Origin of the sequence: Moraxella sp. CTOTU47724, assembly GCF_032014955.1 — a bacterium.
Classification (GTDB): Bacteria; Pseudomonadota; Gammaproteobacteria; order Pseudomonadales; family Moraxellaceae; genus Faucicola; species Faucicola tetraodonis.
Genome location: NZ_DALZSV010000049.1, coordinates 2,225 through 17,600, shown reverse-complemented (window position 1 = coordinate 17,600; position 15,376 = coordinate 2,225). Strand labels below are relative to the sequence as shown.

The 15,376-nt window shown below is 43.5% G+C and carries 13 protein-coding genes; 6 read left to right on the top strand and 7 right to left on the bottom strand.

The genetic code is table 11. The features are described 5' to 3' along the window. Positions 1-151 precede the first annotated feature (151 nt). From RTR63_RS09365 to ruvA, 4 genes are all read left to right on the top strand, one after another. On the top strand, positions 152-1,342 hold the full coding sequence (locus RTR63_RS09365; RefSeq protein ID WP_312523895.1) for a phosphoglycerate kinase: 1,191 nt from the start codon (positions 152-154) through the stop codon (positions 1,340-1,342). A 175-nt stretch (positions 1,343-1,517) separates the two neighbouring features. Further along, entirely contained in the window at positions 1,518-1,922 is a 405-nt protein-coding gene (locus RTR63_RS09360) for a hypothetical protein (RefSeq protein ID WP_007116727.1), read from the top strand. Positions 1,923-2,136: 214 nt separating this feature from the next. Next, entirely contained in the window at positions 2,137-3,174 is a 1,038-nt protein-coding gene (fba, locus tag RTR63_RS09355; protein ID WP_095355483.1) for a class II fructose-bisphosphate aldolase, read from the top strand. Positions 3,175-3,282: 108 nt separating this feature from the next. After that, positions 3,283-3,903 (top strand): Holliday junction branch migration protein RuvA, encoded by a 621-nt coding sequence (gene ruvA / locus RTR63_RS09350; RefSeq protein ID WP_062330386.1) that lies wholly within the window; start codon positions 3,283-3,285, stop codon positions 3,901-3,903. Positions 3,904-3,955: 52 nt separating this feature from the next. On the opposite strand, the gene accC is transcribed toward ruvA, so the two are convergent. The 6 genes from accC to RTR63_RS09320 all read right to left on the bottom strand — a co-directional run bounded on the left by accC (position 3,956) and on the right by RTR63_RS09320 (position 11,690). Beyond that, the gene (accC, locus tag RTR63_RS09345; RefSeq protein WP_312523893.1) at positions 3,956-5,323 is read right to left on the bottom strand and encodes an acetyl-CoA carboxylase biotin carboxylase subunit; all 1,368 of its coding nucleotides are present in this window, start codon (positions 5,321-5,323) and stop codon (positions 3,956-3,958) included. Between the two features lie 56 nt (positions 5,324-5,379). Continuing rightward, on the bottom strand, positions 5,380-5,799 hold the full coding sequence (locus tag RTR63_RS09340; RefSeq protein ID WP_100269924.1) for an acetyl-CoA carboxylase biotin carboxyl carrier protein: 420 nt from the start codon (positions 5,797-5,799) through the stop codon (positions 5,380-5,382). Between the two features lie 168 nt (positions 5,800-5,967). Beyond that, a complete protein-coding gene (aroQ, locus tag RTR63_RS09335) occupies positions 5,968-6,453 on the bottom strand; it encodes a type II 3-dehydroquinate dehydratase (protein WP_312523892.1) in 486 nt (161 codons plus the stop codon). A gap of 10 nt (positions 6,454-6,463) precedes the next feature. After that, positions 6,464-7,645, bottom strand: a complete 1,182-nt coding sequence (locus tag RTR63_RS09330) for a tRNA nucleotidyltransferase/poly(A) polymerase-related protein (RefSeq protein ID WP_312523890.1) — start codon at positions 7,643-7,645, stop codon at positions 6,464-6,466. 83 nt (positions 7,646-7,728) lie between these two features. Continuing rightward, positions 7,729-10,035, bottom strand: a complete 2,307-nt coding sequence (locus RTR63_RS09325) for an NADP-dependent malic enzyme (protein ID WP_219331213.1) — start codon at positions 10,033-10,035, stop codon at positions 7,729-7,731. Between the two features lie 140 nt (positions 10,036-10,175). Further along, complete coding sequence (locus RTR63_RS09320) at positions 10,176-11,690, bottom strand: protein adenylyltransferase SelO (RefSeq protein ID WP_312523887.1); 1,515 nt, start codon at positions 11,688-11,690, stop codon at positions 10,176-10,178. A gap of 315 nt (positions 11,691-12,005) precedes the next feature. Between RTR63_RS09320 and RTR63_RS09315 the strand changes: the two genes are divergently transcribed. Both RTR63_RS09315 and lipB read left to right on the top strand, forming a co-directional pair. Beyond that, a complete protein-coding gene (locus RTR63_RS09315) occupies positions 12,006-13,343 on the top strand; it encodes a calcium-binding protein (RefSeq protein ID WP_312523885.1) in 1,338 nt (445 codons plus the stop codon). 44 nt (positions 13,344-13,387) lie between these two features. After that, the gene (lipB, locus tag RTR63_RS09310; protein WP_312523884.1) at positions 13,388-14,068 is read left to right on the top strand and encodes a lipoyl(octanoyl) transferase LipB; all 681 of its coding nucleotides are present in this window, start codon (positions 13,388-13,390) and stop codon (positions 14,066-14,068) included. Between the two features lie 46 nt (positions 14,069-14,114). Here the strand turns inward: lipB and RTR63_RS09305 are convergent, their stop codons facing one another. Continuing rightward, positions 14,115-15,068 (bottom strand): LysR family transcriptional regulator, encoded by a 954-nt coding sequence (locus tag RTR63_RS09305; RefSeq protein ID WP_312523883.1) that lies wholly within the window; start codon positions 15,066-15,068, stop codon positions 14,115-14,117. Between the last annotated feature and the right edge of the window lie 308 nt (positions 15,069-15,376).

The following is a 15,376-nucleotide window of genomic DNA, read 5'->3' as shown; positions in this document are numbered from 1 at the left end:
ATCAAAATTTCCTCATTATGTCCTTTTGTATATTAAATGTTCAACACAACCTAATCTACGCTTATTTTTTTATTCAATTTTTGTTGTCATGTGACGACGTTTTATCAACCCCTACGGGTCACCATCCTGTTGTTAACTTAGAGGTTAATCCATGCAATTTGCTCGTTTAAACGATATTGATGTTTCTGGCAAAACAGTTTTGATTCGCGAAGATTTAAATGTACCGTTAAAAGATGGCAAAATTGCCAATGATGCCCGCTTAAAAGCAAGCTTGCCTACTATTCAGTTGGCTTTAGATAAAGGCGCAGCGGTTATCGTGTGTTCGCATCTAGGTCGCCCAGACCCCTCAAACCCTGAAGCCAAATATTCATTGCAGCCAGTCGCAGATTATTTGGGCGATGCCCTTGGCAAACCTGTCAAATTAGTGACCGATTATGCCCAAAATAATGTGACAGTAGCCCCAGGTGAAGTTGTGCTACTGGAAAACGTACGTTTTAATGCGGGTGAAAAGAAAAACGATGCCGCTTTATCTGAACGCTATGCCGCTTTATGTGATGTATTTGTGATGGATGCTTTCGGTACTGCTCACCGTGCTGAAGCGTCAACGGAAGGCGTTATCGCCAAAGCAAAAATTGCTTGTGCAGGCCCATTATTGGCGGCAGAACTTGATGCATTAGCCAAAGCTTTAGACAATCCAGCCAAGCCCATGCTTGCGATTGTTGGTGGCTCGAAAGTTTCTACCAAATTGGATGTGCTTAAATCATTGGCAAAAATCTGTGACCAAATCATTGTAGGCGGTGGTATTGCCAATACATTCTTGGCAGCCAAAGGTGCCAATGTCGGTGCATCCCTATATGAAGCGGACATGGTGGAAACGGCCAAAAGTATTATGCAAGAAACCCATGTATTACTACCTGACGAAGTGGTCGTCGCCAAAAAATCACAGATTGATTTTGATGATTTTTTGGGCTCGCTAGAATCTGCCGATGCCGTAACCAAATTGGTCAATACCATTGCTGATGATGAAATGATTCTAGACATTAGTGCAAGCAGTGCGGCGAAACTTGCCGATGCGATTAAAAATGCCAAAACTATCTTATGGAATGGTCCTGTAGGCGTATTTGAAGTTGATAAATTTGGGGAAGGTACCAAAATCGTTAGTGAAGCAGTCGCAGCAAGTGCAGGCTTTAGCATTGCAGGCGGTGGTGATACGCTCGCTGCGATTGACAAATACAAGGTCGCCGATAAAGTAAGCTACACATCAACCGGGGGTGGGGCATTCTTAGAATTTGTGGAAGGCAAAACGCTACCTGCCGTGCACGCACTGAGCCAACGTGCCTAAATGCTAATAATCATTATCATTAATTCAGCGATTTAAATTTATCATCGCTGAATTAATGTAATGTTAAGTTAATATTTGTATGGTAAACATTGTAATTAATTGCACCAAAAATATATTGTCGATAAGATATTATGCAAGTATGTATACCCATATGTTTGGCGTTTAAGGAATGAATATGTTAAAACGTAATTTAGTATTGGCAACTTTATTAGCCACTTTATCAATCACGGCATGTAGTAAAAAAACGGAAGAAGCCGCAGCTAACGGTCAGCCTGAAGCTGCAGCGAGCGCAGCGGGTCAAGACATTAAAGACGCGACCGCCAGTGCCGCCAGTGCAACAGCAAATGCAGGTGACGCAGTTGCCAGTGCTGCTACCACGGGTGCCGCGGTTGCCCAAGGCGCAGCAATCAACGCGACTGAAGCTGTTGCCAATGGTGCCGCCCAAGCTACCGAAAACGTAGCCTCTGCTGTAGCGACTGGTGCAGCCAATGTAGCACAAGGTGCAGAAGCGGTTAAAAACGATGCAGCAAATAGCAATACTGATATTCAAACAACCGTGCCAGAAAAACAAAAATACTAAATTTAGCATTCAGCCTAAAAAAGCCCCAAAATCATTTTGGGGCTTTTTATTTTATTGAGTTAACTATTTTTTCATAATATCAATCATTTCAAAGTTATTTTTTTGAATTTAAATTGTAGTGCACTTCTGTTATACTCAAGCCTTGTCCAACATGGCAAAACCCAATTTTTCTAAAATTTTCAATTGATTATTAACTTTACTAAGAGAAAGTAATATGGCTTTGATTTCTTTGCGTCAGCTTTTAGACCATGCAGCAGAAAACAACTATGGTGTTCCTGCATTTAACGTCAATAACTTAGAGCAAATGCGTGCCATTATGATGGCAGCCGATGAAACCAACTCACCTGTGATTGTGCAAGCATCGGCAGGCGCACGCAAATACGCAGGTGCCCCATTTTTACGCCATCTTATTTTGTCTGCCATTGAAGAGTGGCCACATATTCCCGTGGTTATGCACCAAGACCATGGTACCAGTCCAGCGGTTTGCCAGCGTTCAATCCAATTGGGTTTTTCATCGGTGATGATGGATGGCTCATTAAAGAGTGATGGTAAAACCCCTGCAGACTATGATTATAATGTGGCAGTGACGCGTGAAGTGGTAAAACTCTCTCACGCTTGTGGCGTATCAGTAGAAGGTGAAATTGGCGTTTTAGGTAGTCTTGAAACGGGTATGGCTGGTGAAGAAGATGGCGTAGGGGCAGAAGGTAAACTTGACCACTCACAGCTATTAACCAGTGCGGATGAAGCTGAGCAATTTGTTAACGATACCCACGTCGACGCACTAGCGATTGCAGTCGGCACTAGCCACGGGGCGTATAAATTTACCCGACCACCTACCGATGATATCTTATCGATTGCACGTATCAAAGAAATTCATGCGCGTATTCCTAATACTCACCTTGTGATGCACGGCTCTTCAAGTGTGCCACAAGAATGGCTCAAAGTGATTAATGAAAATGGCGGCAATATCGGTGAGACTTATGGTGTGCCAGTTGAGCAAATTGTAGAAGCCATCAAACATGGTGTACGTAAAGTTAATATCGACACCGATTTACGTCTGGCATCAACGGGTGCGATTCGCAAATTCCTCGCTGAAAACCCAGCAGAATTTGACCCACGCAAATATTTTGCCAAGACTATCGATGCCATGAAAGCAGTTTGTATCGATCGCTATACTGCATTTGGTACGGCGGGTAATGCGGATAAAATTCGCCCAATTAGTCTAGAAAAAATGGTTAGTTTCTATAACTAAACACTAGAACTAAAGTTTTAGCAAATGACTAAAAAGCATGACATTCAAGTGGGTTGACTGAGGTTGCCCACTTTTTTATTGGATTAAATTATTTGTAGTGAGTCATCAATGATAGGATTAATTCAAGGGCAAGTGCATCATCTAATGGCACCTACGGTAGTGGTGATGACCACAGCGGGCGTTGGCTATGAAATTGAGATGCCGCTCAATGCATTTTGCCAAGTACAATTAAATCAGTCCGTCACCTTGTGGACGCATTTTTTGGTACGCGAGGATGCTCAGTTGTTATTTGGGTTTTTAAGCCATAGCGATCGGGAAGTGTTTAGGCTGTTGCTTAAAGTCAATGGGGTGGGGGCAAAGATGGCCTTGGCGATGATGTCAACCGTAACGGTGCAGGAGTTGCACCAGTTTGTGATGAACAATGATGAGCTGGCATTGACGCGTATCCCAGGGGTTGGCAAAAAAACCGCCCAGCGACTGATTGTTGAATTAAAAGACAAAATCAAACACTTAGGTGATACATCAGGTTTTGCCCCTTCATTGCCACTAGCGACCGATAGCGGTAATGAAGGCATTATTATTGCCGAAGTCGAAGCGGGGTTGATTGCATTAGGTTATCGCGATAAAGAAGCCCAAGCTGCGATAAAACTGGCAAAATCTGCCATTGATTCACCGTTAACCATCCAAAATCTGCTGAAAGCATCTCTTAAAAATTTGGCGATGAATTAAAATTGCATAAAAAAAAGAGGATCAAATGACCCTCTTTTTTTAACCATTAACTTTATTCTGTTTCGGTTTTTGCCGTCTCTGGCTGGGATAATAAGTTTTTTTCGAGATAATGAATGTTTTGCGCTTGTGTACAAAATGCCTTGTCTTGCAAAATCACATCGCGATGCAATGGCACATTGGTTTTGATGCCGGTGATAATCAGCTCGTCAAGGGCATGGCGAAGCTTCGCAATCGCTTGTTCACGAGTTTGACCATGACAGATTAATTTGCCAATCAATGAGTCGTAAAAGGTAGGGATGGCATAGTTGGGATAAAGGTGCGAGTCAAAACGTACACCGCTACCATTTGGCATAAAGAAGTGGGTCACCGTGCCGGGTGACGGCATGAAAGTCACAGGGTCTTCGGCATTGATACGGCACTCGATGGCATGACCGCGAATTTCGATTTCGTTTTGACGATACGATAACCCATAGCCAGATGCGATTTTGAGTTGTTCAACCACTACATCAATGCCGGTAATCATCTCAGTGACAGGGTGCTCAACCTGTACGCGGGTATTCATCTCAATAAAGAAAAATTGCTCATCTTCATATAAAAATTCAAACGTCCCTGCACCGCGATAGTTAATTTGCTCACAAGCACGGACGCAAGCTTGCAAAATGGGTTCTTTAATGTCATCAGGAATCTCTGGGGCAGGGGCTTCTTCAAGCACTTTTTGGTGACGACGTTGTAGCGAGCAATCACGATCAAATAAATGAATGGCATTGCCTTCGCCATCACCTAAAACTTGCACTTCGACATGGCGTGGGTTTTTTAAAAAGCGCTCCATATAGACGCTATCATCTCCAAACCACAATTCGGCTTCTTGTTTGGCGGCTTGCACTTGAGACAATAACTGCTCAAGGCGTTCAACCACGCGCATACCACGACCACCACCACCCGCTGCCGCTTTGATTAACAGAGGAAAACCAATGGCTTTAGCTTGTTCTTCAGCGTTAGCCAGAGTGACGCTACCCACTGAGCCAGGGACGGTAGGCACACCGGCTTTTTTCATGGCGTTGATAGCGGATATTTTGTTACCCATTAAGCGAATGTGCTCAGGCGCAGGACCTACAAAGGTTAGCCCTGCCTCTTCCACACGTTCGGCAAATTCAGCATTTTCAGATAAAAACCCATAACCTGGGTGAATAGCATCAGCGCCAGAGATTTCTGCGGCTGTTAAGATAGTATCGATATTGAGATAGCTTTGACTGGCATTGGGCTTGCCAATACAGATGGATTCGTCAACGAATCGAAGGTGCATCAAGTTGTCATCTGCAGTTGAGTAGACGCCCACCGTTTGAATGCCAAGCTGCTTACAAGCGCGAACAATGCGAAGTGCAATTTCACCACGATTGGCGATCAGTAATTTTTTTATCATTGCTATCCCTAATTTTTATCGATAATCAAACTTCAAAGACACAAAAAAGTTAAAAATTAAGACTCGTAACGGACAATCGGTTGACCAAATTGCACCACATCGCCGTTTTGTACCAAGATTTCTGCAATGATACCGCTTTGGGTTGCTTCAAGCGGGTTCATGATTTTCATGGCTTCAATAATGCCTAAACTATCGCCTGCTTGTATCTGTTGACCCACCTTGATAAATGGCGCATCATTAGGACTCGGTGCAACATAATACACCCCAACCATCGGTGATGTTTCTACCATGCCAGATTTTACAGGGGCAGCGTTAGCGGTTGTCGTGGTGGCTGTAGTTGCTGTGACGGGTTGAACATTCGCTTGGGGTAAATGGCGTGAAATAGAGACTTTTTTATCGCCATCTTGTACGGTTAATTCTGCTAACGTTCGCTCTTCCATTAAGTCAATAAGTTGTTTGATTTTACTTATATCCATATCCTAACTACCTTAAAATTATACGCTTTATAGACTACTAATTCATAGATTGCCGTATTGTAACAAGATTTTTCTAAAATAAATAGATATAGCAGGGTATATTTGTGTACGTTTGTACACTTAAAATTTGCTGCCATGTTGCTATTGATTTTAGGCTAAATTGTATTGCTACTGATATTTTTGAACCAGATAATTAAACGCTGCAGTATAGCCAAAAGCGCCCATACCACAGATGACGGCTTCAGCTTTGTCACTAAAATAAGAATGCTGTCGAAATGGCTCACGGGTGTGAATATTGGAAAGATGAACTTCTATAAAAGGTTTATTGACGGCGAGTAGGGCATCGCGAATTGCTACCGATGTGTGAGTAAAGGCAGCGGGATTGATGATAATCGCGTCAATCAGCTCGTGAGGATTTGTGGTCAATAAACCGTGATGATGGATTTTATCAATGAGGGCAGATTCTTGATTTGTTTGAAAACAGGTGAGTTTGACTTGATGCTTGCTGGCTAATTGTCTTATATCATCTTCAATATGTTGTAGGGTTTGAAATCCGTAGATTTCTGGTTCTCGCTTGCCAAGCAAATTGAGATTGGGACCGTTTAATACTAACACATGGGTTAGTTGGGTCTTTGCTATTGCTGTCGTTGTCATGATGCTTCCTTTATCGTGGGTGATTTAAAATTTCCTCAAGTTTTTGCAACCTTAACCTATCAATGGCTTCACCGATCTGTTTGCCCGTCAGCTCGCTTGCCACATCTTTGGCAGAAATTTGCGTTAATTGTGTTTTGATGGTGGCTAACAGCGCGGTTTGTTTGGCCAGTTGATAAAGATGAACGATTCGTAAGGCTTGCTCTAAAAGTGAGGTATCTTTAAGGCTATTAGTTAATCTTAACAGTTCAAATAATGGGTGTGCATTTAAGTGATCGAAATTTTTTAATTTATCAAAATGCTCAACAATAAATAACCCCAAGCGCTCAGCATTTTTTGGTACCTTTAAACCTTGGCAAAATTCTAAATACTCGCTGGTTCGGCTGTTATGTTGCTGATCAGACTTAAAGCAGGTTGCCACCAAAGCAAACTTCATGACGTTGTCCGCTTGTTGCGCTCCCGCCATTCGCAGGCTAGATAACATCAATTGCCATTGCTTAGGATTATCAATCGATGCTTGATGCAGTTTTGGCATAATGACATCGAGGACATTGAGCTGATAAAGCGTGTCAAAATAAATATCCGACCAAGCCTGCGTTAACGCTTTTGACGTCTCTGACCATACCCGCTCAGCGACAAGATGACTCAGTTCACCTGCGGCTTTCATTTGGCTGGTAAGTTTCGTGGTTGATTCATCAACCGTAAATCCAAGTGGCGCATAACGACTGGCAAAACGGGCAAGGCGCAATACGCGTACCGGATCTTCTGCAAAAGCGGCAGACACATGACGTAATTTTTTTTGGTTAATATCTGCTAAGCCACCATACGGGTCGATGATATCGCGCGCATCAAATTTGCCCCGTTTAAAACCACTGTCAAACAAGCCGTTGACTTCTATGGCCATGGCATTGATGGTGAGATCGCGCCTGACTAAATCCTCTTCTAAGGTGACAGCAGCGTCAGCGTGTACGTGAAAACCAAGATAGCCGTTACCGCTTTTACGTTCTGTGCGAGCCAGTGCATATTCGTCATGGGTCTTTGGATGTAAAAAAACCGGAAAATCGGCACCTACTTGCGAAAATCCCAGTTCCAGCATCTGCTCAGGCGTTGCGCCGACCACCACATAATCGTGTTCAGTGACCTCGCGTGCTAATACATAATCGCGTACCGCACCACCGACCAAATAAACTTGCATGATTACCCCGATGTTTTAACTAAATTAAACCCATAAAAAAACCAGTTTAGAGCACTAAACTGGTTTTATCAATCAACACAAAATTATTTTGCCAATTCTTGCGCTTGCGTTACCGCTACAGCAGTCATGTTGACGATACGACGTGCTGTCGCAGAAGATGTCAAGATATGCACAGGTCGTTGCGCTCCCAATAACAATGGACCGACAGTAACACTATTGGTCGCCGTTTTTAATAAGTTAAATGCGATGTTAGCCGCATCTAAGTCTGGCATGATGAGTAGGTTGGCTGAACCCGTAAGCTTACTAAATGGGAATGAGGCATGGCGGATACGGTCATCAAGCGCGGTATCACCATGCATTTCGCCATCAAACTCAAAATCAACATTCATATCAGTCAGTAAATCATAGACTTGACGCATTTTTTTGGCGCTTTCAAAGTCAGATGAACCAAAGTTTGAATGTGATAACAATGCCACACGCGGTTCAAGACCAAAGCGGCGGACTTCTTGCGCTGCTAATACTGTCATTTCTGCTAGTTGTTCAGCGCTTGGGTCTTCATGCACATAAGTGTCAGCGATGAACAAGTTACGACCTTGAATCAACAAGGCATTTAACGCATAAAAATCTTTAGCATCTGCTTGTTTTTTGATCACGTTTTGCACGTAGTTTAAGTGCAAGTGATATGAACCAAAAGTACCACAAATCATACCGTCAGCATCGCCCCGTTCAACCATTAGCGCGCCAATCAAAGAAGTTTTACGGCGAACATCACGACGCGCCAACTCAACTGTCACACCATTGCGTTTGTTCATCTCATAATAAAACTGCCAGTAGTCTTTGTAACGTGGGTCGCTTTCGATGTTGACTAGGTCATAATTTTCACCCGCCACCATGCGTAACCCCAACCGTTGGATTTGGTTGGCAATAATGGTGGGACGACCGACCAAGATAGGTTTTGCCAAGCCTTCATCTACCACCACTTGCACTGCCCGTAATACGTTTTCATCCTCACCTTCACAATAAACGATACGTTTTGGTTCTTGTTTGGCACGGGTGAAAATAGGTTTCATCAAGAAGGCAGAGTTATAAACGAACTCTGAGAGTTTATCGCGATAAGCACGCATGTTTTCTATGGGTAGCGTAGCAACGCCAGAATCCATCGCAGCTTTGGCAACCGCTGGTGCAATCTCCAAAATCAAATTTGGCTCTAACGGCCCCGGGATTAAGTATTCACGACCAAAACGTTTGGTTTCATCCACCGTTTTTTGACCTTTTTGTGGCGTGGCTTCCACATGTGCCATGGCAGCAATAGCTCGCACGCAGGCAATTTTCATTTCTTCGTTGACGGTTGTGGCACCCACGTCAAGCGCCCCACGGAAAATATACGGAAAACACAGTGCGTTGTTTACTTGGTTTGGATAGTCAGAGCGACCTGTGGCGATAATCGCATCGGGACGCACCGCTTTGGCATCTTCAGGTAGAATTTCTGGGTTTGGATTGGCTAGGGCAAAGATAATGGGATCTTGCGCCATGCGTTTTACCATATCTTGGGTCAGCATACCAGCGGCAGATAGACCTAAGAACATATCCGCGCCTTCAATCACATCCGATAAGGTTTTGGCTTCGGTATCGCGGGCATAACGCTGTTTTGACTCATCGAGGTTTGCTCGGTTGCTGGTGATGATGCCTTTTGAATCGCCTACAAAGATGTGTTCTTTTTTTGCGCCCAACGCACAAATCAAATCTAAACAAGAAATTGCTGCGGCACCTGCACCAGAGACCACAATTTTAATATCTTCGATTTTTTTGCCGGTAATTTGTAGCGCGTTTAATAACGCCGCAGACGCAATAATCGCGGTGCCATGTTGGTCATCATGGAACACAGGGATATTCATGCGTTTACGCAGTTCTTTTTCGATATAAAAACACTCAGGTGCTTTGATATCTTCAAGATTGATACCGCCGAAGGTAGGTTCTAAAGAGGCAATCGCTTCGATGAATTTATCCGGATCGTTTTGTGCCACTTCAATATCAAACACATCAATGCCGGCAAATTTTTTGAACAGCACGCCTTTACCTTCCATCACAGGTTTTGATGCCAAAGGACCGATATTACCCAGTCCTAGAACAGCGGTACCATTGGTCACCACGCCGACTAAGTTGCTACGAGCGGTATAAAGCGCGGCTTTTTTGGGGTCTTTTTCAATTTCTAGACAAGGTATGGCAACGCCAGGCGAATAGGCAAGTGCCAAATCCCGTTGGTTGGCAAGTGCCTTGATGGGGGTAACAGAAATTTTACCTGGGCGTGGATTGGCATGGTAATGCAAGGCGGCTTGTTCAAATAATTCTTTGTCTGATAAGCCATTGTTGGTCGGCGATAATTTATCCATAATATCCTTCGTTGCGACAGTCGTTTTCGAATCGTAGTGTTCGCTATTCTAGCACTATTGACAGATTGATGACTAGTTGAGTACCGGCAAAAAATAAAACTAGTTAGGTAAAAATCGCGCTACCGACCTTGGCTATCATCTCAAGATGAGCAGCTAACGCATATTTCAGGCGCATCTGCCAACGGTGGCTCGGTGTCACTTGGCTTGGCTAATGCACTAACTTGGTAAGGATTAGCCAGTAGCTGATACAGTCTATTTACCTCGCTCATGTCATTTTGTTCAGCCAATTCAATGGCTTGCTGTGCCATGCTGTTTCTTAGGACATACACGGGATTGTGGCTCATTACCAACGGCAAAGAATCCTGCTGTAATTTGGTATGGTAGGTAGCAATCCAATCCGCTAAGGTGGCATTGGCTTGACCGTTACCGCTGCTAATTGAAATTTTCAACTGATTAAGTAAATTAAATTCATGTAATAGGTTTAATTTATCATTAGGTTTGGCGTCAGCAACGATTGCTACTAGCGCTCGCAAGCTATTGGTAAAGTCGAGTTTGTTTTGCTGCATGATCTCCAAGTACTGCAAAGCAAAGTCACAGTTTTCTTCACTGATGGCTAAGCCAAATTTTTGGCAGAGACCTTGCTGATAATACTGATAAAAAATCTCACCAAAACTGTCTAAAATGTCGGTCAAATGCTCGCGCGACAAGGTTTCTGGCGGATGATTGGCGGTCAGTTTTTCGCCATTAAGGCGTAAAAATAAGGTAATCAGACGTGACAAATTCCAAAGTCCAATGGAAGGCTGGTTTTGATAAACATAACGCCCGTTGTAATCAGAATGGTTATTGATCCAAATCGGATTAAAGCGCTCCATAAAGCCATAAGGACCAAAATCGATGGTCGCACCTGTGATAGATAAATTGTCGGTATTCATCACCCCATGGGCAAAGCCAATCAGTTGCCAATCCGCCAGGGTTTTGGCAGTTTTATCAACGACCTGTCTCAAAAAATCTTGAATGGGCGTGTCACTGTCAAAACACGGGTTAAAATAGGTTTTGATGACATAACGGGTAAAATACAGCAATAAATCAGGCGCATAATTTGCCACCCATTCAAAATGCCCGAAGCGAATGTGACAATCTGCGGTACGTAGTAGCGCCGCGCCGCGTTCGCGTGTCTCACGGTTGACAGGGGTATCTGAAACCACAAAGCCCAGTGCGTTGCTAGACCGAATGCCCAAGCAATTAAGCGCATGACCCGCCAAATACTCTCGCACTACGCTTCGAATCACCGCACGACCATCCCCCATTCGCGAGTAAGGGGTTAATCCTGCCCCTTTCAGATGTAAATCGGTCAATTGTCCGTCTTTATCGATTACCTGAGCGAGTAATAGACCACGACCATCGCCTAATTGCCCTGCCCATTGCCCAAATTGGTGTCCAGCATACGCCATGGCTAACGGTTCAAAGCCGTCGGGAACGATGTCACCGCCCAAGATTTTGACCCAATGCTGCTTTAAAAACTCATCATCAGCCCAACCAATTTGGTTGGCGACTTGCGGGTTAAAATGCCCTGCTTGCGGGTTGGTGAGCGGTTTAGGGGGTTGTTTATGATACAGTCTTGGATCGAGCGTGGCATACGAGTTTTCAATTTTCATAATTTTTCCATTTTGATAGGCATTATTAATCTAGCGGTTAAATGCCCCGTGTTTAGGGCATTTTAAGTCATTAATTGCGTTATAATAGCGCGTTAACAGCCGGCTGAAAATTTGATTAAGCTTGCTGACGTTTTTTAAAATTTATATTGCTTACTATACCTTTATCCGACGATAGGGTCTGTGCAATAACTGTGCATGAATCATTACCGCTGTAAAACTCACTTTCTGCTGTCATCAAGTATTACTTGTTAGAAAATCCGCTTAAAAAAAGCAGTTAAAAAACTACCTAAAAAGCCACTTACGTAAAGGAAGGTCATGCCTGCGTTAGATCTGAACAATCCCAACAATGTCTATTTGGTTCAGTCGGGGTTTAATGTCCAAGATATCGAAAAATCGCCTACCTTGGTCAATTTGCTCAATCGATTTCAAGGTAACTTACTCATTGATGAGCAAGATACCACCGTTGGTGCCGGCGCAAAAGCCTACGGCAATACCATTCATATTGCTAAAAGTTACAAAAATTTTTTGAACATCGCCCATGAGCTAGGGCACGCAACCGGTCAATACCAACAAATTAATCGTGATAAAAACAATTTGTATCAATTTGATACGCCACAAGCCTATGGCATGGCACGCGCCAAAGCGGAGGGTGAGGCAACTTATTATGAGTTTTTGGTGGCAAAAGAATTGGGGTATCAACGGTTTGTCAAACCCTTGTGGCTCGATAACGCGGCAAAACCGCAAGATAAAGATGTGTTTACTGAAGTCGATGAAATCATGCGCCAAGCAATCAGTGAAAACGATAAAATAACCCAATTGGCAGTGCTCAATCAGAGCATGTTGCCCAGTGGGCAGCTTCACGCGCCACTTTATACGTATGATGAATACAATACCTTGGTGTTCTTGAATAACCGTTTTGCTATTTCGCGTATATCGCAAGATTATCAGCAAGCATTTGGCAAGCCACTGGATTGGAACAGTTATGAAGCCAAATCCCTTGCCAATAAAGCTAACCAGCATTTTGGCACCTTAGCTAATGACGTCATCATCAATCACCATATTGACGGTTCTATACTTGGACAGCAGGGCGTGGGGGATTTATTATGGGGTAGTCAGGGGGACGATGTGCTAGTGGGTAATAGCGGTCAAGATAGGCTGCTAGGCGGTGCTGATGATGATGTACTCATCGGCAATGCTGGTGATGATGTGCTAGTGGGTGGCACGGGCAATGATGTATATTATTTCACCAAAGGATTTGGTCATGATACCATCATCAATGTGGGCGGTGGCAAAGATACGCTTTATCTTGCGGATAGAGGCTATGACGAGCTCAGCTTGGTCACGCAAGAAAAGCAGGATTTAACGCTGGATTTTGCAACTAGTTTGCCCAATGAGAAAACCCGTAAAGCGACTGACGATCAACTTACCATCAAAGATTTTTATTTGGGCGGCGATAACGCAAGTTTAGCCATCGGTTTTGCAAAAAGCGGCAACGCCAACCCTGTGATGCTGATGCCAGTCAGTCAATTAACCAGTCAATTAACAAATTTTGGCTCAGTCGCGCAGCGTGATATAACTGATTATCAGCCAGTGCTAGAAAAATCTCTTTTACAACTGGACAAAGTCAATCTTACTGCTATAAACGACAAATAAGCGGTTTGTCACACAAACGCAAAAAGCTACTGCAAGGAAATGCGATGTTACCATTAGAAATTAAATATTTGCAAAACGCTCAATATGAATCCACCCATGCGGCGATGCTAGCGCGCGTGTTATCGCGTATCGAGCAAAAAAAATCTGCCAACAGCGAGCAGACGCAGCTTAGCGCTGATGAGTTATGGATTGTAGATCATGATAATGTGTTTACACTGGGTCAAGCGGGTAAACCTGAACATATTTTGCAAAGAGATAATACCCCCATCATCCACACCGATCGTGGCGGTCAAGTCACTTGGCATGGTCATGGGCAGTTGGTGGTATATTTTTTATTTGATTTAAATGCGTTGGGGTGGGGCGTGCGCGATTTGGTCAGCAAAGCTGAAAACATCATCATTGATGTCATCACGCCTTATTTGCCGCCAGATTTTTATACCAAAGCGCGTGCGGATGCGCCAGGGGTGTATGTATATAACCAAGACGATTTAGAACTTGGTAAAATTGCGTCACTGGGATTTAAGATAAAACACGGCTTTAGTTATCATGGTATCGCCATCAATGTACAAAATGATTTGACCCCGTTTCAAATGATCAACCCTTGTGGCTATGCCGGCATGACCATGTTGCGGCTAGCAGATTTTGCGGACGTGAATTATCAGGCATTTACCCAACAATTCATCAACCGTGTCAACCAAGAACGCCAATTTAGCCTAAGCAAATAAAATTTTATTAGAGGCTTAAATATAAGCGCCTTTAATATAAATGTATTCAATTCAACGATTGATTAGAGTAGGTAATGCCCTTAGCTTCATACACTTGGTAAGTCGCCTGCAGTAAATCATCAATATACGGATTGGATTGGTGTGCCAAGATATTCATAAAAATCGGGGTTGTCGCATCTTCGTGACGTAGACGATGATAATGAATTTGCTCGGTACGGACGGTTTTTAAACTATCAGGCACCAAGGTGATGCCTTCACCTGCCGCCACCAAGCCCAAAGCGATTTGGATATCGCGCACTTTGGTGGTCAAATGAGGTGACAATTGGTGGCGGGCAAACAAATACATGAGTTGATCAGTTTCGCCATTGAATAGCGGATTTTGCAGGATTGGCAAGGGCGTGCGATGATACAAAATAAGCGTATCTTCTAGCAACTCTTTAAATGCGATGCCGATATCATCCGGGCGTGATGCCAAGGGGTGCGCCATTGGCAGTGCCACCACAAAGCGTTCATGACGTAAAAATATCTGTTGCACAAAGTTGTCACTGTGCCGAAATCTTCCAAACCCTACATCGATGTCCCCCGACTTTAGCGCTGACATTTGCTGCTCCGAATTGATTTCGACCAGCTTGATATCCAAATTGGGATGTCGCTGTTTGACTGTAGAAATAATCTCAGGCAACAGACCATATAGCACTGAGGCGACAAATCCAATGGTGAGATGATTGGTTCGATGCGGCTGGGCAAAGCGCTGAGTCAACTCACGGGCTTGCTCAAGTTGTAACAATATTGGCTCAATCTGTGCCAAAAAAAAATGCCCTGCTGCAGTTAAGGTCATTGGGCGGTGATAGCGATCCAGCAGTTCGACACCCAGCTCGCTTTCAAGTTGCTGGACATGTCGGCTTAATGATGGCTGTGATATAGCCAAGGTTTTGGCAGCTTGGCTAAAACTGCCGGCTTTTGCCACTACCACAAAATAGGTAAGTTGGGAAATATCCATATCAATACTCAATGATAATTACAGCGTTGTGTTATCGGGGTTAAAAGCTATTTATTGATTCAATAAATTATTTATGCAACAAATTTGCGATCAAGCCAAACCATTAAATCAAAGTCACTAAATCAATGTTACAAAAAATGTCAAATTTATGTCGCCATTTCAAGATATTCTAACCAATATATTATAAAATTTGTTCGATTACTTATGCTAAAAACATTATGCTGAAAAAACAGCTTAAACCTCTAGATTAAGTTGCTCATTATGGCCATCCGTCTACCCAAGCCAAAAAAAGCCCAGTCCTTACCCCC

Excerpts from the sequence above, each read along its gene's own strand:
- RTR63_RS09305 (WP_312523883.1), bottom strand. The coding sequence starts at position 15,068 with ATGGATATTTCCCAACTTACCTATTTTGTGGTAGTGGCAAAAGCCGGC.
- fba (WP_095355483.1), top strand. The coding sequence starts at position 2,137 with ATGGCTTTGATTTCTTTGCGTCAGCTTTTAGACCATGCAGCAGAAAAC.
- lipB (WP_312523884.1), top strand. The coding sequence starts at position 13,388 with ATGTTACCATTAGAAATTAAATATTTGCAAAACGCTCAATATGAATCC.
- RTR63_RS09340 (WP_100269924.1), bottom strand. The coding sequence starts at position 5,799 with ATGGATATAAGTAAAATCAAACAACTTATTGACTTAATGGAAGAGCGA.
- RTR63_RS09315 (WP_312523885.1), top strand. The coding sequence starts at position 12,006 with ATGCCTGCGTTAGATCTGAACAATCCCAACAATGTCTATTTGGTTCAG.
- RTR63_RS09360 (WP_007116727.1), top strand. The coding sequence starts at position 1,518 with ATGTTAAAACGTAATTTAGTATTGGCAACTTTATTAGCCACTTTATCA.
- aroQ (WP_312523892.1), bottom strand. The coding sequence starts at position 6,453 with ATGACAACGACAGCAATAGCAAAGACCCAACTAACCCATGTGTTAGTA.
- RTR63_RS09320 (WP_312523887.1), bottom strand. The coding sequence starts at position 11,690 with ATGAAAATTGAAAACTCGTATGCCACGCTCGATCCAAGACTGTATCAT.
- RTR63_RS09330 (WP_312523890.1), bottom strand. The coding sequence starts at position 7,645 with ATGCAAGTTTATTTGGTCGGTGGTGCGGTACGCGATTATGTATTAGCA.
- accC (WP_312523893.1), bottom strand. The coding sequence starts at position 5,323 with ATGATAAAAAAATTACTGATCGCCAATCGTGGTGAAATTGCACTTCGC.
- RTR63_RS09325 (WP_219331213.1), bottom strand. The coding sequence starts at position 10,035 with ATGGATAAATTATCGCCGACCAACAATGGCTTATCAGACAAAGAATTA.
- RTR63_RS09365 (WP_312523895.1), top strand. The coding sequence starts at position 152 with ATGCAATTTGCTCGTTTAAACGATATTGATGTTTCTGGCAAAACAGTT.
- ruvA (WP_062330386.1), top strand. The coding sequence starts at position 3,283 with ATGATAGGATTAATTCAAGGGCAAGTGCATCATCTAATGGCACCTACG.